The organism is Exiguobacterium sp. s152 (assembly GCF_018618335.1).
Taxonomy (GTDB): Bacteria; Bacillota; Bacilli; order Exiguobacteriales; family Exiguobacteriaceae; genus Exiguobacterium; species Exiguobacterium chiriqhucha.
In genome coordinates, this window is record NZ_JACSLX010000004.1 from 113,986 (window position 1) to 130,885 (window position 16,900).

General features: G+C 53.4%; 21 protein-coding genes. 8 read left to right on the plus strand and 13 right to left on the minus strand.

The genetic code is table 11. The features are described 5' to 3' along the window. The gene (locus KNP72_RS09005; RefSeq protein WP_214830493.1) at positions 1-738 is read right to left on the minus strand and encodes a YwqG family protein; all 738 of its coding nucleotides are present in this window, start codon (positions 736-738) and stop codon (positions 1-3) included. 151 nt (positions 739-889) lie between these two features. On the opposite strand from KNP72_RS09005, the gene KNP72_RS09010 reads away from it, so the two are divergent. From KNP72_RS09010 to KNP72_RS09030, 5 genes are all read left to right on the plus strand, one after another. Beyond that, positions 890-1,246: a CidA/LrgA family protein gene (locus KNP72_RS09010; RefSeq protein ID WP_214832939.1), complete on the plus strand. Its 357-nt coding sequence runs from the start codon at positions 890-892 to the stop codon at positions 1,244-1,246. Further along, positions 1,243-1,917, plus strand: coding sequence for an LrgB family protein (locus tag KNP72_RS09015; protein ID WP_214832941.1), 675 nt, complete (start codon positions 1,243-1,245; stop codon positions 1,915-1,917). The genes KNP72_RS09010 and KNP72_RS09015 overlap by 4 nt, the downstream gene beginning before the upstream one ends. A gap of 129 nt (positions 1,918-2,046) precedes the next feature. Beyond that, positions 2,047-3,285 (plus strand): peptidase T, encoded by a 1,239-nt coding sequence (gene pepT / locus KNP72_RS09020; RefSeq protein WP_214832943.1) that lies wholly within the window; start codon positions 2,047-2,049, stop codon positions 3,283-3,285. A 54-nt stretch (positions 3,286-3,339) separates the two neighbouring features. Beyond that, complete coding sequence (locus KNP72_RS09025; RefSeq protein ID WP_214718558.1) at positions 3,340-3,786, plus strand: SACOL1771 family peroxiredoxin; 447 nt, start codon at positions 3,340-3,342, stop codon at positions 3,784-3,786. After that, complete coding sequence (locus KNP72_RS09030) at positions 3,714-4,511, plus strand: DNA/RNA nuclease SfsA (protein WP_214832945.1); 798 nt, start codon at positions 3,714-3,716, stop codon at positions 4,509-4,511. The genes KNP72_RS09025 and KNP72_RS09030 overlap by 73 nt, the downstream gene beginning before the upstream one ends. 23 nt (positions 4,512-4,534) lie before the next feature. Here KNP72_RS09030 and KNP72_RS09035 read toward each other — a convergent pair whose 3' ends face one another. Continuing rightward, complete coding sequence (locus KNP72_RS09035; protein ID WP_214832946.1) at positions 4,535-5,146, minus strand: stage II sporulation protein M; 612 nt, start codon at positions 5,144-5,146, stop codon at positions 4,535-4,537. Between the two features lie 131 nt (positions 5,147-5,277). Here KNP72_RS09035 and KNP72_RS09040 point away from each other — a divergent pair, with 131 nt between their 5' ends. Then, positions 5,278-6,903, plus strand: a complete 1,626-nt coding sequence (locus tag KNP72_RS09040; RefSeq protein WP_214718566.1) for an ABC-F family ATP-binding cassette domain-containing protein — start codon at positions 5,278-5,280, stop codon at positions 6,901-6,903. A 30-nt stretch (positions 6,904-6,933) separates the two neighbouring features. Here KNP72_RS09040 and KNP72_RS09045 read toward each other — a convergent pair whose 3' ends face one another. Continuing rightward, positions 6,934-7,677, minus strand: coding sequence for a FixH family protein (locus tag KNP72_RS09045; RefSeq protein ID WP_214832948.1), 744 nt, complete (start codon positions 7,675-7,677; stop codon positions 6,934-6,936). 320 nt (positions 7,678-7,997) lie between these two features. On the opposite strand from KNP72_RS09045, the gene KNP72_RS09050 reads away from it, so the two are divergent. Continuing rightward, positions 7,998-9,149 carry a LysM peptidoglycan-binding domain-containing protein gene (locus KNP72_RS09050; protein ID WP_353048447.1) on the plus strand — a complete coding sequence of 384 codons (1,152 nt, stop codon included), beginning with the start codon at positions 7,998-8,000 and terminating at the stop codon, positions 9,147-9,149. An 83-nt stretch (positions 9,150-9,232) separates the two neighbouring features. Continuing rightward, positions 9,233-9,520, plus strand: a complete 288-nt coding sequence (locus KNP72_RS09055; protein ID WP_214832952.1) for an LlsX family protein — start codon at positions 9,233-9,235, stop codon at positions 9,518-9,520. Positions 9,521-9,561: 41 nt separating this feature from the next. Here the strand turns inward: KNP72_RS09055 and KNP72_RS09060 are convergent, their stop codons facing one another. The 10 genes from KNP72_RS09060 to KNP72_RS09105 are packed head-to-tail and all read right to left on the minus strand — an operon-like array spanning position 9,562 to position 16,816. After that, positions 9,562-10,572 carry a ThiF family adenylyltransferase gene (locus tag KNP72_RS09060; RefSeq protein WP_214832954.1) on the minus strand — a complete coding sequence of 337 codons (1,011 nt, stop codon included), beginning with the start codon at positions 10,570-10,572 and terminating at the stop codon, positions 9,562-9,564. Beyond that, complete coding sequence (gene moaC, locus KNP72_RS09065; RefSeq protein WP_214832956.1) at positions 10,569-11,036, minus strand: cyclic pyranopterin monophosphate synthase MoaC; 468 nt, start codon at positions 11,034-11,036, stop codon at positions 10,569-10,571. The genes KNP72_RS09060 and moaC overlap by 4 nt, the downstream gene beginning before the upstream one ends. Further along, positions 11,037-11,264 (minus strand): MoaD/ThiS family protein, encoded by a 228-nt coding sequence (locus KNP72_RS09070; RefSeq protein WP_214832958.1) that lies wholly within the window; start codon positions 11,262-11,264, stop codon positions 11,037-11,039. Continuing rightward, a complete protein-coding gene (locus tag KNP72_RS09075; protein ID WP_214832961.1) occupies positions 11,261-11,716 on the minus strand; it encodes a molybdenum cofactor biosynthesis protein MoaE in 456 nt (151 codons plus the stop codon). Before KNP72_RS09075 ends, KNP72_RS09070 begins: the two co-directional genes overlap by 4 nt. Beyond that, a complete protein-coding gene (gene mobB / locus KNP72_RS09080; protein WP_251128950.1) occupies positions 11,694-12,149 on the minus strand; it encodes a molybdopterin-guanine dinucleotide biosynthesis protein B in 456 nt (151 codons plus the stop codon). The genes KNP72_RS09075 and mobB overlap by 23 nt, the downstream gene beginning before the upstream one ends. After that, positions 12,146-13,381, minus strand: coding sequence for a molybdopterin molybdotransferase MoeA (locus tag KNP72_RS09085; protein ID WP_214832965.1), 1,236 nt, complete (start codon positions 13,379-13,381; stop codon positions 12,146-12,148). Before KNP72_RS09085 ends, mobB begins: the two co-directional genes overlap by 4 nt. Then, positions 13,381-13,929: a molybdenum cofactor guanylyltransferase gene (locus tag KNP72_RS09090; protein ID WP_214832967.1), complete on the minus strand. Its 549-nt coding sequence runs from the start codon at positions 13,927-13,929 to the stop codon at positions 13,381-13,383. The genes KNP72_RS09085 and KNP72_RS09090 overlap by 1 nt, the downstream gene beginning before the upstream one ends. Next, positions 13,926-14,429 carry a MogA/MoaB family molybdenum cofactor biosynthesis protein gene (locus KNP72_RS09095; RefSeq protein ID WP_021068027.1) on the minus strand — a complete coding sequence of 168 codons (504 nt, stop codon included), beginning with the start codon at positions 14,427-14,429 and terminating at the stop codon, positions 13,926-13,928. The genes KNP72_RS09090 and KNP72_RS09095 overlap by 4 nt, the downstream gene beginning before the upstream one ends. Before the next feature lie 5 nt (positions 14,430-14,434). Further along, positions 14,435-15,442, minus strand: coding sequence for a GTP 3',8-cyclase MoaA (moaA, locus tag KNP72_RS09100; RefSeq protein ID WP_214801631.1), 1,008 nt, complete (start codon positions 15,440-15,442; stop codon positions 14,435-14,437). A 57-nt stretch (positions 15,443-15,499) separates the two neighbouring features. After that, complete coding sequence (locus KNP72_RS09105) at positions 15,500-16,816, minus strand: MFS transporter (RefSeq protein WP_214832969.1); 1,317 nt, start codon at positions 16,814-16,816, stop codon at positions 15,500-15,502. Positions 16,817-16,900: the final 84 nt, after the last annotated feature.

The following is a 16,900-nucleotide window of genomic DNA, read 5'->3' on the forward strand; positions in this document are numbered from 1 at the left end:
TTAATAGCATTGCATGATGATTTCTGCCTCTTCAAAGCGCTTGTCTTTGAGGGCGTCGGTCGGGATGAGGAAATAAAGGATGCCGGCGTCACCGAACATGATGTCGAGTTCTTCACTCGAATCCATTTGGAATAAGAGAAACGGGTCACGGAAACGTTCCCCATACGTCTCTTCAATCTCTTCAAACACATCGTTTTGCACCTCGTCCGGATGCCCGCCCACCGCATGCAACTCGCCCTCATCGAACAGCTCCTCAAAAGCGGTATATTCTTCTTCGCTCATCAAATCAAACAGTGCATCATCGTTTTGCGCATAACCTTCCTCGAATGTGGCAGCCCGCTCCTTGAGCGCTTCGCCGACCCGTACCCGTTCAAGCGTCGTCGCTTCTGTATAGAGGACGCGCCAAAGGTGACGTTCGTCTGCGTCACCCCACGGTTGTTCATCCAAATCATAGAAGAACGATAACATGCCTTCTTTCGGAAGCGCTTCGACCGATTCAAATCCAGCGAAGTCACTAAGCCTGAACTGTGCCAAAAACGTCAAGTTCTCTCCGGGATGGTCCGACACACTCGGTAAATCCGGATAGCCGCCAAATTTCGAATGACCGATTGCGACTTCTTCTCGTGTCGTTCGGGGTTCAAGCTTCAAGTTAACGCGCTTCGTGAACGCCGCCAAGATGTCATCCCCCTGTTCGAGCCCGTGCTGGTCAATAAACTGTTTGATTGATTGAAGTTCCATTCGAACACCTCATTCGGATATGATACAAGTAGTCTATCATACCGAACGTGTGTACCCTTTATCATTTTTTATATAGCCTTTCTCTTGACCGAATGAATGAAACTTGAGAAGATGCTTACGTTTTGAACTTATTCGTGAAAGGATGTCACATATGCAACGTCTCATCGAATGGGTGATTGGCCTTTCGCTCTTGTTTGGCTTGAGCGCACTCGGAAATTGGATTGTCGCGACGCTTGATTTAAAAGTTCCCGGAAGCGTCATCGGGATGGTCCTCTTGCTGCTCTTATTGATGACCAAACTGATTCGGGTCGAGTGGATTGAAGACAGCGCTGGTTTTTTGACAAAGCATCTCGCCTTCTTCTTCATCCCGATTGCGGTCGGACTCATGTCGTACAGTGATTTATTAAAAGCGGAAGGCATGCCGCTCTTTGCCGCCTTGATCGTCAGTCTAATTGTCGGCCTCATCGTCACCGCACTCATCTCAGGAAGACGAGGTGAGGCCTCATGACGTTATTTTGGGTGTTCATCACCATCGGCGTGTACATGTTGAGCCGAAAGTTGTCCTTCAAATGGGCGTCCCCGTTCACGAACGTCGTCTTCTTGAGCACGGCGACACTGATTGTCGTGTTGCTGTTGTCCGGACAGACGTATGATGCGTACGCTCCGGCTCGAGACGCCATCACGACGCTGCTTGGACCAGCCACGGTCGCACTCGGATTACCACTCTATCGCAACTTGCCCATTTTGCTCGCGCGTGCGAAACGGGCGCTCGGGGCCATCATGCTCGGGACGCTGTCGACAATTTTCGTCGCTGTCGGGTTAGGGACCGCGCTTAAATTGACAGATCACGTCTTGCTCGCCTTGTCCGTAAAATCAGTGACGTCACCAATCGCACTGGAATTGGCGCGGCAACTGCAAGGTGACGCCGCACTCGCCGCGTCGGTCGCCGTCGCTTGTGGGATTCTCGGGGCCATGCTCGGTCCGACGATTCTGACGCGCTTCAACGTGACCGACCCGTTCACACGAGGATTGGCGCTCGGGACGCTGAGCCACGGCATCGGCACGGCCCAAGCAGCCACAGAACACCCGCTGTCAGGGGCGACAGGCGGCGCCGCGATGGGTCTGTCTGCCATCTTCACGTCATTCGTGTTGCCGTTTCTACTTCCTCTTCTGTTTTGATTCGGGAAGAAATCGGGCACGAAGAGAGGCCATTGCGCCTCTCTTTTTATTTTCAAACAATTTCGATACTTTTCAAAACGGCTCTCATGCTAAACTAAATGAGAACAGATTCATCAGAGGAGGCAGACCATGCAATCGAAATTGATCGAACGTTTAATCACATATGCAAAAATTGACACACAGTCCGACTTCACGAGTGAGACGACACCGTCGACGGCGAAACAATGGGATTTGATTCGCCATCTCGAGACCGAGTTGAAAGCGATTGGACTCGAAGACGTCGAGACGGATGAATATGGCTACTTGTTTGCCACGCTCCCGAGTAACGTCGACCACGATGTACCGACAATCGGCTTACTTGCCCACGTCGATACGGCGACCGACTTCACCGGGACGAACGTCAACCCGCAACTAGTCGAGCATTACGAGGGTGGCGATATCGTCTTGAACGAGGCGCTCGGTGTCATCTTGTCGCCGCGTGACTTCCCGGAACTCGACGGCTACGTCGGCCATACGCTCATCACGACAGATGGGACGACGCTGCTCGGGGCCGATGATAAAGCCGGCATGGCTGAAATCGTCACCGCTGTCGAATACTTATTGGCCCATCCGGAAATTCCGCACGGACCGGTCCGCATCGCCTTCACACCGGACGAAGAGATTGGCCGCGGCCCGCACAAGTTCGACGTCGCCCGCTTCAACGCCGACTTCGCCTATACGATGGACGGTGGCCCGCTCGGCGAACTCCAATATGAGAGTTTCAACGCCGCCGGTGCCACGGTCACGTTCCATGGGACGAACGTTCACCCGGGCAGTGCCAAAAACAAGATGGTCAACTCGATGAAATTGGCGATGGCATTCCACAACCGCCTTCCGGCCGATGAGGCGCCAGAGCATACGAGCGACTATGAAGGCTTCTTCCATTTGAACGGCTTCTCTGGCGACGTGGAGACGACGACGCTCCAATACATCATCCGCGACCACGACCGCACGAAGTTCGAAGCGCGCAAAGCGTTGCTTGAAAAACTCGTCGTCGAATGGAAACAGAAATACGGCGAAGCGCGCATCGACTTGAAGATGGACGACCAATACTACAACATGGCCGAGAAAATCGAGCCGGTGAAACATATCGTCGACACGGTCGCCGATGTCATGCTCGAACTCGGCATCGAACCGAAAATCGAACCGATTCGCGGCGGGACAGACGGCTCGCAACTGTCGTATATGGGACTCCCGACCCCGAACATCTTCACGGGCGGCGAGAACTATCACGGCAAGTTCGAGTACGTCTCCGTCAACAACATGGAAAAAGCGACCCATGTCATCATCCAGACGCTCCACACGTTCGCTGAACGCGCGCGAGCATAACACATGCGCCTCCAATCGTTCTCTTCTAGAATAGAGACATTGGAGGCGATTTTTATGAAGCATACGTTTCAAATGAACCTCGACTGGACCGGCGGACGCAATGACGTCGGTACGCTCGAGGCTGAACGGTTGAAAACACAAATCTCGATTCCCCCGGAAATGGATGGGCCCGGCATCGGGACGAACCCTGATGAGATGCTTCTCGGTGCTGCGGCGACTTGCTATATCATCACGCTCGCGGCCATGCTCGGGCGCAGTGACCTGCCGCACCGTGGCATCACCATCGACGCCGAAGGCATCGTCGACGTGACGAACGGCGTCTTCACGTATGAGACGATTCGCTACACGACCCGCATCAACGTGCCGGCAACAGCCACAGACCGTGACCTCACGCTCGTCGAACGGATTGCTAAAAAAGCGAAAGACGGTTGCATGATTTCACGCGCCTTGGCCGGCAACGTCACGTTCGAGCTCGACACGACGGTCACACGCGTCGACTGACGATGTATCGCTTCGCACAACCCCTGCATGAAGGGATCATCTTGAAACGGCGCAATCGGTTCGTGATGGACGTGTTGCTCGGTGACACCGTCGTCGCCTGTCACTGTCCGGTCACAGGCCGCATCGGCGATCTCGTCTTTGACGGGGTGCCTTGTCTCGTCTCGACGACGAACGACCCGCGACGGCACACGGCCTACACGGTAGAAGCCGTCTCAATCGATGCGGATGGACAATGGATCGGGATTCATCAAGGTCGCGCCAACGATTTCGTCGCGCATTGTTTGGACACGGACGCATTACCGGTCTTTCCTTCCCCCAAACAGGTGGGGCGTGAGCAAGTCGTCGGGTCATCACGACTCGATTTCAAGGTCGATGGTGTTTATATGGAAGTGAAGGCACCACTCGCCGAGCTGTTCGTGACGCCTCTCTCGCGCTTTGAACGACGTGCGGTGACGAGACCGGTCGAGACCGAACGGTTGATGCGGCATCTCGAGACGTTGATTGCGACGTTGCCTGAAACCAAACGGGCTGTCCTGCTGTATGTCTTCCTATACGACGCGCCCGTGTTCACCGGCAATCCGAACCGGAAACAAGACGCACGGATTCGCCAGATGATTCGCGAGGCGATTGCGGACGGACTAGAAATGTGGCAAGTGAACGGCGAGCTGACCACAGAAGGGATTCGTATGATCCGTTGCGTTGAGACAACGAATCATTTCAAGTAAAAAAGCCATCGCTGATGGCTTTTTTACTGTAACAACAGTGGGGTCACGTATGCCTCGATGACGGCCGAAATGGCGAGGAGCGGCACCGCGATGGAGAGAAACATCTTCACGCCTGCCACAAATAGCGCCTTGAACGTGACGTCCGTCTCTTTCCCGCGCAGTTTCTTCCACACGTAACGGTTGAGCGATAATCCCATCGCCGCTCCGAGCAAGATGGCCGAAATCTCGGTGATTCCGTGCGGCAAGATGCCGAGCACGATGACCCGGACGACCGATTCGCCGGCGAACCCGACGAGCATGGCGACTAAACCGATGACAGCGGCGTTGATGACGACGAACACGTATGGAATGAAGAGCGGAATCATCCCGAGCAGGAAAGCGAACAACGTGACGCGTGTATTGTTCACGAACAAGGCAATCATCGTCTCGCGCGCACTCGTATCGAACGTCAAGCCCCTCGATTCAAACGTATCTCCGAGCTGGGCTAAAATCTCGTCTACTTGATCGGGTGCGATAAACGATCGAAACAAGAAGTACGACCCGATGCCGGTAATGATGAAAAGGATCCACAGTCGCAGAAAGTCGTTCCGATAATAGTTCGACCACGCCTCGCGAATGGATAGTGATGTTTTCATTTGAATTCCCCCTTATCAAGCTATACGAATCTCGTCAACGTTCGTTTCATTTTTACCCACGACTGCGCGTTTTCCAAAAACGTGATACAATACACGTCGTAAACAAATCAGAAAAACGAGGGATCCTATACATGATTACAGTAAATAACGTAAGTCTCCAATTCGGTGGACGCAAGTTGTTCGAAGACGTGAACATCAAGTTCACACCAGGCAACTGCTACGGCTTGATCGGCGCAAACGGCGCCGGGAAATCAACATTCTTAAAAATTCTTGCCGGTGAGCAAGAGACGACAACAGGTGACGTCAGCTTCTCGCCTGGCGAACGCCTCGCTGTCCTTAAACAGGACCATTACGCGTACGAAGATCAAGCGGTACTCGAGACGGTCATCATGGGCCACGAGCGTTTGTATCAAGTCATGAAAGAAAAAGACGCCATCTATATGAAGGAAGACTTCTCTGACGAAGATGGTATGCGCGCGGCTGAACTCGAAGGCGAATTCGCCGAGATGAACGGTTGGGAAGCTGAATCAGAAGCTGCCATGGTCCTTCAAGGGCTCGGTATCACGGACGCATCACACCACAAGCTCATGAGCGAGCTCACAGGTGGCGAGAAAGTCAAAGTCCTCCTTGCACAAGCATTGTTTGGCAAACCTGACATTCTTCTCCTCGATGAGCCGACGAACGGTCTTGACCTTAAAGCGATTCAATGGCTCGAAGAGTTCTTAATCAACTTCGAGAACACCGTCATCGTCGTATCCCATGACCGTCACTTCTTGAACAAAGTATGTACGCACATGGCCGATCTCGACTTCGGTAAGATTCAATTGTACGTCGGGAACTACGACTTCTGGTACGAGTCGAGCCAACTTGCTTCACGTATGGCCAACGACCAGAACAAGAAAAAAGAAGAGAAGATCAAAGAACTTCAAAACTTCATCGCCCGTTTCAGCTCGAACGCCTCGAAGGCGCGTCAAGCGACGTCGCGTAAGAAGTTGCTCGATAAAATCACACTCGACGATATCCGTCCATCATCACGCCGTTATCCGTTCGTCGGCTTCTCGATGGAACGCGAAATCGGGAATGACGTACTCTACGTCGACAACGTCTCGAAAACAATCGATGGCGTCAAAGTACTCGATAACGTCACGTTCTCACTGAACAAGACGGACAAAGTCGCATTCGTCGGCCGTTCGGACGTCGCCATCACGACACTCTTCAAAATCATCATGGGTGAGATGGAGCCCGACACAGGTACAATCAAATGGGGCGTGACGACGACACAGTCTTACTTCCCGAAAGACAACTCAGAATACTTCGAAGGCTCGGATAAGAGCATCTTGGATTGGTTACGCCAGTTCTCACCAGCAGACGAGTCGGATACGTTCCTTCGCGGCTTCCTCGGTCGTATGCTCTTCTCAGGCGAAGAAGTCATGAAGAAAGCGTCTGTCCTCTCAGGGGGCGAGAAAGTGCGTTGCATGCTCTCGAAAATGATGCTCTCAAACTCGAACGTCCTCGTTCTTGACGATCCGACGAACCACTTGGACCTCGAGTCGATTACGGCGCTTAACAACGGGCTCGAAACGTTCAAAGGCGTACTCCTCTTCAGCTCGCATGACCATCAGCTCATCTCGACGATTGCCACGCGCATCATCGAAGTGACGCCGAACGGGATCGTCGATAAAGAAGCGACGTATGACGAGTTCCTCGAGAACGAATCGCTTCAACAACAAGTCGAATCACTCTATCAGAACGCATAAGAAAAACGATCGGCCGCGGCCGATCGTTTTTTATTTGACCTCGACGGTCTCCATAATGTGTTCATGGATATCGTGTCCTTTTGTCACATGGACTTGGACGTTGTACGTACCAGCCTCAGGGAACGTATGCTCACCTGCATAGCTTCCGCCTTCCGTTTCATCAAGCTTGACCCAGTCGTGCTTGTCCGCTCCGTCTTTGAACACTTCGAGCTGAACGTCCGCACCCGTCAACGCCTCATGCTCAATCTCAACGTTGACGGTGAACGGTTGGACTTCCTTAGCGACAGCTTGCGTCGGATCAAGGACGATGTCCGCTCCGGCATGGTTATGATGATCTTCCTTGGCCTCGGCTTCAGCCTCCGGATGACCGACCGTCACGTTCGTCGTCGGCATCGTGTGCATCGATCGAGCCGTCACGTGCACTTGTACCGTATAGACCGCTTCATCGGAGAAAGTTGTCTCCGCCTCATACACTCCGTCTTCTGTGAGCGCCGCTTCGGTCGTCTCGCTCTCTTCCTTGGCACCGTTTTTCCAGACTTCGAACTTAATCTCGTCGGCGTCATCGACTGCTTTCCCGTCTTGCGTGACGCGAACCGCCAACGTGATCGCCTCGTCTTTGTCGGCTGTCGCCGGCACGTTCAATTCTGCCTCTACTGGCTCCATCGACGGTGCGGTCTCGGCACTTTTTGTTGCCTCATCTGTCCCGCATGCCCCAAGAACGAATAGACCGACAAGCCCAAACGTCACGCCGAATCGTTTCATCATGTTGTTCATGTTGAATCCCCCTATTCAATCGCTTACATTCTTCACACATTGTTCATGATAGCACCCTTTTTTAGGAAATGTGTGAGGATTGTGTGAGATTTGCCACGTTTGTCACTCATAAATTGAACACAAATTTTGAGAGATATTATCCAAAAAATCCTTTGCCTAATTTTAGGGTTGAACGATGTTTACCATCAAAAGGGGGTATATAAAATATATACACAGCTCAATATATGGAAAGCCTTAACATCAAGATACATACACCCAAGAATGGAGGCGAAACCAAAATGAAGAGCAGGTTCGTACGTGTGTTAATGGCCTTGTTGATCATGTTGGCACCGTTAGTCGCTTATCCAAAATCGGCCGATGCCGCCGCTTCGAAATTCATCACGAGCGTGAACACGACGAGTAAAGTCGTCGCGTTAACCTTCGATGACGGTGCGGATGGTGCGAACACGAATAAGATTTTGGACATACTTGCCAAGAACAACGTCAAAGCCACTTTCTTTTTGACTGGATCGGGCGCCGCTAACCATCCTCAATACATCAAAAACATCGCCGCTAAAGGTCACCAACTCGGTAACCACTCCTACACCCATCCAGACTTCACGAAGTTGACCGCCACGCAGATGAAATCAGAACTTGACCGGACAGAAGCAAAAGTCAAATCGATCACCGGTAAAACGACAAAACCAATCTTCCGGGCACCGTTCGGCGCCGTCAATAGCGCCGTGTTGAGCGGAGTCGGCGCTGCCGGCTACGGTTATACGATTCAATGGAACATCGATACCGTGGACTGGAAAGGAGTCACTGCTAGCCAAATCAATACGAAAGTACAGGCGAACATCAAACCAGGCTCAATCGTCTTGATGCACACCGGTGCCGGCGCTCCAGGTACACCGCTCGCCTTGCCGACGATGATTTCGCAATTGAAAGCGAAGGGCTATAAATTCGTCACCGTCTCCCAACTCCTTGCTTATCGTTCTACTTCGACTGCCAAAACGTATACCGTCAAATCAGGTGACACCCTTTACAGCATCGCTCGTGCTTACGGCGTCACCGTCTCTGCCCTTGCAGCCGCCAATAAAATCACCAACTACAACTCGATTTATGTCGGGCAAGTGCTCGTCATCCCAGGTACCACTGTAACTCCTCCACCTACGACGACCGTCAAATATACGGTCAAATCGGGTGACACGCTTTATAAGATCGCCACTTTGTACAAAACGACCGTCGCTAAGATTGCCGCCGCCAACAAGATTACGAACATCAATTCAATCACTGTCGGACAAGTCCTCGTCATCCCAGGGACGACCGTCACACCACCAACGACCACAGTAAAATACACGGTTAAATCAGGGGACACCCTCTATAAGACTGCGACGATGTATAACACGACTGTCGCTAAAATCGCAGCCGCCAACAACATCACGAACACCAGCTTGATCAGCGTCGGGCAAGTGCTCACGATTCCGCGCTAAACAGACGAAGGAGATGAAACCTTCTCCTCTCCTCCTCGTAAATGAAAGGGAAGCACTATTCATTTTCAGAGGAGGCACAATTGATGGGACGAACACTGCTACGTCGTCTTGGCGTCGGGACGACGATTGGGATGGCAATCGCCACGATGCTGTTCTCTACGTTGATTTGGTTAGGCTACTCAGATGCACAAACGACGGGACAACCCGTTACATTCGCTGGCATTGACATTTACCGAATTGCGGATGGGTACGGAATCCCAAATCATACAAATATGACGTGGCTTGGGATTGTCATCACCGGTAGTTGGATCGTCCTCGTCGAGATGCTTCGGTCTATCCGCGGGCGGCGACGTCTAAAAACCACTGGCTAAAAAAACTGTCCACCGACGTGTTCGCTCGGTGGACAGTTTTTTCATACCCCTAAACATTCATCGACCATGGCAACGGCAACATGCGCCTCATCGGTCCCATGCACGAGCACCCGTCCATCAAGAAATAAAAGCATCCGATGATTCCGCCAACGCCATTCTAACGTGAACGGTGTTCGTTTCACCGCGATGTCCGCACGCTCGAGCTGATGTGCGATCGGTTCAAGCCCTTCGATAGAGCGACGGACTTGGACGACATCGCGACCGCATAGAAGTGCCGTCTGCTGTCGATTCGAGACGAGACTCGGATACTCGTGGGTTTGGCAAGACGGACAAGACACATCGACGAGCCGTGCGACATCGAGCCGCTGTGACTGGTTTTCCCACATGTCTTCAATCAAAAGTCGACGTTCCAGCTTTTCCAGCCGGCCCGTTAAAAACTTCAACGTCTCGACGACTTGACGGCTCGCCACATGTTGGACGATGGGGGCCACGACCCCCGCTGTCGCACACGTCTGTCCGGCTAATGGCAAGTGACGCATGAGGCAACGAAGACATGGGGCCTCTCCCGGCATGATGGTGTAGTTCATGCCGTACGCCCCGACACAGGAGGCGAACATGAACGGGATGCCACGCTCGAGTGCGAAATCATTTAACAACAACCGTGTGTCAACGTTATCGGTTGCGTCCAAGACGAGGTCGACAGGCGACAAGGTACGGAGCCACTCCCACGATACGTCGGCAATCCGAGCATCCAACTCAACGTCCGAGTTGATGGCACGTAGACGTTCGAGCGCCGCAATCGCTTTCGGTGTCTCGGCAAGTGCGTCCTGTTCCGTGTAGAGCGTCTGACGTTGTAAATTGGTCACTTCGACATAATCGCGATCGACGAGGATGAGTGGGACGCCAGCCCGAACGAGCTGATCAGCAACAGCCGCACCAAGTGCGCCGAGTCCGACGACGAGCACGCGCTTTTCCATCAACTCGCTTTGACCCTCCACTCCGATGCCGTGAAATCGCGCTTGCCGTGCGTAACGTTCCGGAACGTGTGTCATCGGACGTAATCCCCTGACTTCCCGCCTTGTTTCTCGAGTAAATACGTCGGTCCGATGACGATGCCTTTATCGATCGCCTTCGTCATGTCGTAGACGGTCAAGGCAGCGACGGACGCGGCCGTCAACGCCTCCATCTCGACCCCGGTATCGCCTTTCGTCTTCACGAACGACTCGATGATGAGCTGTGTCCCGTCCCACTCGAACGTCAAGTCGACTTTTTTCAAGGCGAGCGGATGGCACATCGGGATGATGCGGCTCGTCTCTTTAGCAGCCATGATACCGGCGACTTGTGCGACCGCGAGCACGTCGCCTTTCGATACTCGACCACCCGTAATCAGCTGTTTTAGCGTGTCGCTCAGTTCAACCGATGTACGGGCCCGAGCCGTCCGTGTCGTCTCCGCTTTGTCGGAAACATCGACCATTCGTGCCCGCCCTTGATTGTTTAGATGTGTCAGTTCCATCATTTACCCCCCACTCACCATTGGAATGACGGCGACCGTGTCCCCATCTTCAACGAGATACGTATCCGTCTCATAGCGTTCATTGACCGCGAACATGAGACGCTCTGCACCTGACACCCCTCGATCGGCCAAATCCGCTCGCAACGCGGCAAGCGTTTGTGGACCCGCGACCGCATAGGACCGCGTCGCTAATTCTTCTGCCACGTGAGCAAAACAAAGTACTTCAATCATGTATACGTCACTCCTTCCGGTCGGCCCGGGTGTTGTTCTTTTTGATCGCCCATCCATTTCGTTCCGTCGGTCCAATGCTCTCGCTTCCAAATCGGGACGATCTCTTTAATCCGTTCGATGGCATATCGATTCGCCTCATACGCGTCGGCACGATGGGATGAACTCGTGGCGATGACGACTGCCTCTTCCATGATGTCGAGCCGGCCAATCCGGTGATGGATGGCCGTCAATGCCCCTGGCCAACGTGCCGCGACTTCGGTCGCGATTTGTTCGAGCATCTTCTCGGCCATCGGTACGTATGATTCGTACTCGAGGAGCTCCGTCTGTTTCGAACCCGTCATCTCCCGCACCGTTCCGATGAAGAGTACGACCGCACCGACGTTTCGATGCCGGACCGTTTCATAAAGCACCATCGGTTCGAGCGGATGTTCATTCACTTGATACCATTTCATCCTCCATCCACCTTTCCACTGAACGCATCAACCGGTCCTTATCTGCCACGGAGTCTCCGCGTGCGATCACGTTCGTCACATCGACCGGTTGTTCATGCCCGTCTCGCACGAGCACCACTTTCGGATAGTCTTTCCGTTTGTATCCTTCGATGAGCACGATGTCGACGTGCATCTCGTACCAGTTGAGGAGCAACTCAAACGTGTCGGCGTCTCGCCATTCGATCATCGTCTCCCCTTCACCAATCACACTCGAGAGCACGGCACCAGCCAACGCATGACGGTGCGAGTCTGTCATTGGCAAATCGAGCGCCCCTCCGTGACCATGATGCTTGATGACGCCGACTCGTTTTCCAGCCGCCGACAACTGCCTCGTCAGCTCGGAGACGAATGATGTCTTGCCGCTATTTTGATAGCCGACCACTTGTAAAATCAAAGCTGATCGATGATTCGACACCGGACCGAGTCCCCTTTCTGAAACCCTCTCGTCCCGCCTGGCAGCTGAATCAACGCGTTACACGTCGCGAGCGAGGAGACGATACCCGACTTATCTTTGCCGCTCGGATGAACGACCGCCTGTCCGGCTTCGTTAATTGATATATGTCCGCGCACGAACCGGTCGAACGGATTCGGTTTCGGGAAATCGGCACCGAGCATCGCGTCAACGACCGGACGCGATGCTTGCCCAAACAAGGTTTTCATATACGTGCCGACAAATAGTTCCGTGCCGACGAAGCAGGCCGACGGATTACCCGATAACCCGAACAGCAGTCGATCCTTGAAGCGTGCGACCGTTGTGACAGAACCTGGACGCATCCCAACTTTATTGAACAACACGGTCGCTCCGAGTGCGTCATACACATCGGGCAAATAATCGAAATCGCCGACCGACACCCCGCCCGTCGTGATAATGGCATCACTCGTCCGAAGCGCCTCTTCAATCGCCCACTTTGTCGAGAGGAACGTATCCGGCAAAATGCCACCATACGTCGCCGTGCCGCCGAGTGCCTCGATTTGGGCAAGAATCATATAGGCATTTGAATTATAAATTTGACCGTCGGTTCTCTTCCGTCCCGGTTCGACGAGTTCGTCTCCGGTCGCGAATACGGTGATGTGTGGTTTCACGTACACGTCGACCTGGTCGTAGCCGAACGTCGCGAGCAAGGCAATGACGCCTGGATTGATGCGGGTACCTCGGTCAATGAGTTTCGTCCCCGCCGCCACATCTTCCCCGCGATAGGAGATGTTGGCATCGCGGGCTGGCCGTTTGAACGTCACGACTCGGTCATCTGCTTGCACGAGTTCGAGCATGACAATCGCATCCGCTCCGTCTGGGATTTTTGCTCCGGTCATGATGCGAATCGCCTCGCCATCACGTAACGGTTCCCCGACGTGTCCAGCTCCCTGTACGTATTGGACAGGTAAGGTCACTGGTTCGTCGCGACTCGCAGTCAACAAGTCGCTTGCTCGGACGGCAAAACCGTCATACGGTGATTTATCGAACGCTGGAACGTCATGCGTCGCGACAAGGTCCAGCGCTAAAATTCGTCCGTGTGCTCGATATAACGGTACCGTTTCCGATTTGGCTCGTCCCGTCGTTTCTTCGACGAGTGCGATCGCTTCGTCAACGGCGAGCGGCTTTCGAAATAGGGTCGACATCTTCTCCATCACTTCACTTCCTTCCCGAACAGAGATTCATACTCATTTGGTGTATTCACATTTTTAAACCAATCTTGCTCTTCAAATGAGACAATTGTCGCCTCAGTCAAGTGGGGCATGACCGCCCGTTCGCCACGATGTAAGGCAGCTTCAAATTTTGAAAGCATCGAACAGGGGTACAAGCCGATGAGCGGATGAATGCGATTGTCAGCGTAGGCGATGACCGGTTGATCGCTTCGTTCCGTCGCTAGGCGTTCATAAACACTTGCTGGCACCAAGGGCGTATCACACGCACAGACGGCGTACCAATCACTCGTAACGTGCCGCATGACGGTGACGATGCCTGCGATCGGCCCCATGCCTCGCCATTCTCGGTCGTCTTCAAGTTGATACGCGGTCGTCGACTGCCCGGCGGGAACGACGCTCCACTGGGTCTCCGTCGTCGTAGCTAGGATGTTCCTTGCTCGTTCTTCAAACGAGGCGTCTTTGTAGCGAGCTTGCCATTTAGGGGAGCCGAACCGACGCGATTGGCCGCCTGCCAAAACGATGCCAATCATCGCGTCGCTTCCCAGACAATGTGCGAGAGCTCGGGGAGAATCAAACGAGTCATCGCCAAGTCGACGGCGCCCCGTGACCCTGGCATCGAGAAGATGATTGTATCCCCGATACGTCCGGCGAGAGCGCGCGACAACATCGCGGCCGGTCCGATGTCGTCCGTGAAGCTTACGTGACGGAACAACTCGCCAAAGCCGACCATCTCCCGGTCAAGCAGTGGTCGAATCGTCTCGATGGTGACATCGCGCTTCGTAATTCCCGTCCCACCGGTCGTTAAGATGACATCCATCTTCTCATCAACCATTCGTCTGACGGCCGCCTCAATCTCTATCGGATCATCTTTCGTGATTTCACGGTATGTGACTGTGTGAGCCTCTGCTTTTAACAACGAGCAAATATGTTCTCCCGAAACATCTGTATCGAGCGTGCGTGTATCCGAGATTGTTAAAATCGCGGCCCGGACACGCTTTGTATTTTCATGTACGTGATTGTGTGTTTGCATGGTCTTCACCCTCCGATGTAACTCATTTCAATCCGGTTGCGTGTCCGGTTCCCATTTCGTGATCGTTCTTCCGAATAGCGATCGTCGCGCACTTCCCATACCATTTTTAACGTCATCGCGATGAGGTCGTCACTCGCTCCGCTGCGAAGCAACTCGCGAATATCTGTCCCTTCTTCCGCGAACAGGCACGTATACCATTTGCCATCGCTCGATAGCCGACCTCGTGTGCACGTCCCGCAGAACGGTTGACTGACCGAAGAGATAAAACCAACTTCTGCTCCATCATCGTAGCGGTAACGTTTGGCCACCTCCCCGAGCGCCTCGGGAGCAAGTGGTTCGAGCAAGCCGTTCTGTTGGCGCAACACCTCGAGAATCGATTCGGACGATACGACATGTTCGACATTCCACTCATTCGCCGTGCCAACATCCATGAACTCGATATAACGAAGCGTAATATTCCGTTCTTTGAAATAAGCGGCCATCGGGGCAACTTCATGATCGTTCCATCCTTTCCGGACGACCATGTTCACTTTCACCTCAAGCCCTTGTCGTTTCGCCTCATCGATGCCTCGTAACACCGTCTCGGGCGACGTCCCGCGCCCGTTCATCATCCCGAACGTCTCGGCTGATAAGGCGTCTAGACTCACATTGACCCGGTCCAGCCCTGCTTGTTTCAACGCCTTCGCCATCCGTTCTAAATAGACGCCGTTCGTCGTCAACCCGATCGTCTCGATGGTCGTGACCGCTCGGAGACGGTGAATCAGTTCATCGAGATTCGCTCGGAGTAACGGTTCACCTCCGGTCAAGCGCACTTTCTTCACGCCATGCGGGGCGATAATCCGAACGAATCGCTCAATCTCATCGAATGATAGCAATTCATCTCGCTTTAAAAATTGGTGGTGTCGAAACGCCTCTTCCGGCATACAGTACCGACATCGGAAGTTACATTTATCAATCACCGAGATACGTAAATCTTCCAACGGTCGTCTCCGTCGATCGGTCCATGGTGTCATGTAGGTTCATCCTTTCTGTCAACGACAGAAGGGACCGACGAAGTCCCTTCCCAAAAGTCAGCGAATCGGCTTTTCAGCACCGTTTCGCAAATAGTAATAAATGGTAGTGATGATTGAAATCGCATAAAGAGCGAGCATGACGAACAACGCGCCATTAAATGAGCCGACGAACTCAAGCGACCAGCCAAACATCTTCGGAATGAAGAAAGCACCGTAAGCGGCAAACGCTGCCGAGAATCCGACGACAGCCGGCGTCTTCGTCGCCACGAACACGTGGGGAATCATCGCGAACGTCGCACCGGAGTTGAGTCCCGTCGCAATGAACAAAACGACGAACGAGATGAAAAACATCGTCAAGTTGTTGTTCGTGATGGCCAAGATGACACTCATCGTCCCGAGTGCCATGATTCCGAACACGACCAATGTCACTTTGGCGGCCCCGACTTTATCGCTAATCCATCCTCCGAACGGCCGCGAGGAAGCACCGAGGAAGGCACCGAGGAAGGCGAGCGCCATCAAATCCGATTCCGGGAATTTTAACTTCAAGATCATCGGGAACGCCGCTGCGTATCCGATGAACGAACCGAACGCCGCGGTATAGAGCAACGTTTGAATCCAGAAGTGCTTGTCTTTGAACACGCTCGCTTGTTCACGAATCGATTGGCGTGCCGTCGGTAAGTTGTCCATGAACAAGTACGCACACACCGTCAAGATGATGGTCGGCACGACCCAGAGCAATGCGGCGTTTTGGAGCCAAATCTCTTGTCCGGTCTCCGTCACGAGGGCGTTTCCACCGATGACCCCGAAGATTCCTGTCGTGATGACGAGCGGCGTGATCAATTGGACGAGCGAGACGCCTAAGTTCCCGATGCCACCGTTAATCCCGAGCGCGGTCCCTTTTTTCGCTTTCGGATAAAAGGCACCGATATTGGCGTTTGACGACGAGAAATTTCCACCGCCGAGCCCGCACAGAGCGGCCAAAATCATGAACACCCAATACGGTGTTTCGACGTTTTGGACGGCGTAGGCGATACCAAGGAGCGGCAACAGCAAAATCGATGTCGAGAAAATCGTCCAGTTCCGTCCGCCGAATATGCTGTTCGCAAACGTGTAGAAAAAGCGCAACGATGCCCCGACAAGTCCAGGCAGGGCGGCCAAGGTGAACAGTTGACTTTGGGTAAAGCTGAACCCGATCGAATTCAATTGGACGGCCGCGACCGACCACATCTGCCAAACGATGAACGCAAGCGTCAGGGCCGGGACCGAGACGAGCAGGTTGCGATTGGCGACTTGCTTCCCCGTCCCTTCCCAGAACCCCACGTCCTCTGGCTTCCACTCGGCGAGTGCATGCGACCCTTTGTCTAATTGTTGCATTGTCTATTCCTCCTCTAAACGGTTCAATTCGTATCCTAATCCCATCCTATCGACCCCTCCCTTAAAAAAGTGTGCCTTCTTTCA

Bases quoted from the DNA above. Each gene is read 5' to 3' on its own strand.
- KNP72_RS09050 (WP_353048447.1), top strand. From the start codon at position 7,998: ATGTTGGCACCGTTAGTCGCTTATCCAAAATCGGCCGATGCCGCCGCT.
- pepT (WP_214832943.1), top strand. From the start codon at position 2,047: ATGCAATCGAAATTGATCGAACGTTTAATCACATATGCAAAAATTGAC.
- KNP72_RS09095 (WP_021068027.1), bottom strand. From the start codon at position 14,429: ATGCAAACACACAATCACGTACATGAAAATACAAAGCGTGTCCGGGCC.
- KNP72_RS09060 (WP_214832954.1), bottom strand. From the start codon at position 10,572: ATGACACACGTTCCGGAACGTTACGCACGGCAAGCGCGATTTCACGGC.
- KNP72_RS09010 (WP_214832939.1), top strand. From the start codon at position 890: ATGCAACGTCTCATCGAATGGGTGATTGGCCTTTCGCTCTTGTTTGGC.
- KNP72_RS09025 (WP_214718558.1), top strand. From the start codon at position 3,340: ATGAAGCATACGTTTCAAATGAACCTCGACTGGACCGGCGGACGCAAT.
- KNP72_RS09090 (WP_214832967.1), bottom strand. From the start codon at position 13,929: ATGATTGGCATCGTTTTGGCAGGCGGCCAATCGCGTCGGTTCGGCTCC.
- moaA (WP_214801631.1), bottom strand. From the start codon at position 15,442: ATGACACCATGGACCGATCGACGGAGACGACCGTTGGAAGATTTACGT.
- KNP72_RS09015 (WP_214832941.1), top strand. From the start codon at position 1,243: ATGACGTTATTTTGGGTGTTCATCACCATCGGCGTGTACATGTTGAGC.
- KNP72_RS09070 (WP_214832958.1), bottom strand. From the start codon at position 11,264: ATGATTGAAGTACTTTGTTTTGCTCACGTGGCAGAAGAATTAGCGACG.
- KNP72_RS09075 (WP_214832961.1), bottom strand. From the start codon at position 11,716: ATGAAATGGTATCAAGTGAATGAACATCCGCTCGAACCGATGGTGCTT.
- moaC (WP_214832956.1), bottom strand. From the start codon at position 11,036: ATGATGGAACTGACACATCTAAACAATCAAGGGCGGGCACGAATGGTC.
- KNP72_RS09105 (WP_214832969.1), bottom strand. From the start codon at position 16,816: ATGCAACAATTAGACAAAGGGTCGCATGCACTCGCCGAGTGGAAGCCA.
- KNP72_RS09045 (WP_214832948.1), bottom strand. From the start codon at position 7,677: ATGAACAACATGATGAAACGATTCGGCGTGACGTTTGGGCTTGTCGGT.
- KNP72_RS09005 (WP_214830493.1), bottom strand. From the start codon at position 738: ATGGAACTTCAATCAATCAAACAGTTTATTGACCAGCACGGGCTCGAA.
- KNP72_RS09035 (WP_214832946.1), bottom strand. From the start codon at position 5,146: ATGAAAACATCACTATCCATTCGCGAGGCGTGGTCGAACTATTATCGG.
- KNP72_RS09085 (WP_214832965.1), bottom strand. From the start codon at position 13,381: ATGGAGAAGATGTCGACCCTATTTCGAAAGCCGCTCGCCGTTGACGAA.
- KNP72_RS09055 (WP_214832952.1), top strand. From the start codon at position 9,233: ATGGGACGAACACTGCTACGTCGTCTTGGCGTCGGGACGACGATTGGG.
- KNP72_RS09040 (WP_214718566.1), top strand. From the start codon at position 5,278: ATGATTACAGTAAATAACGTAAGTCTCCAATTCGGTGGACGCAAGTTG.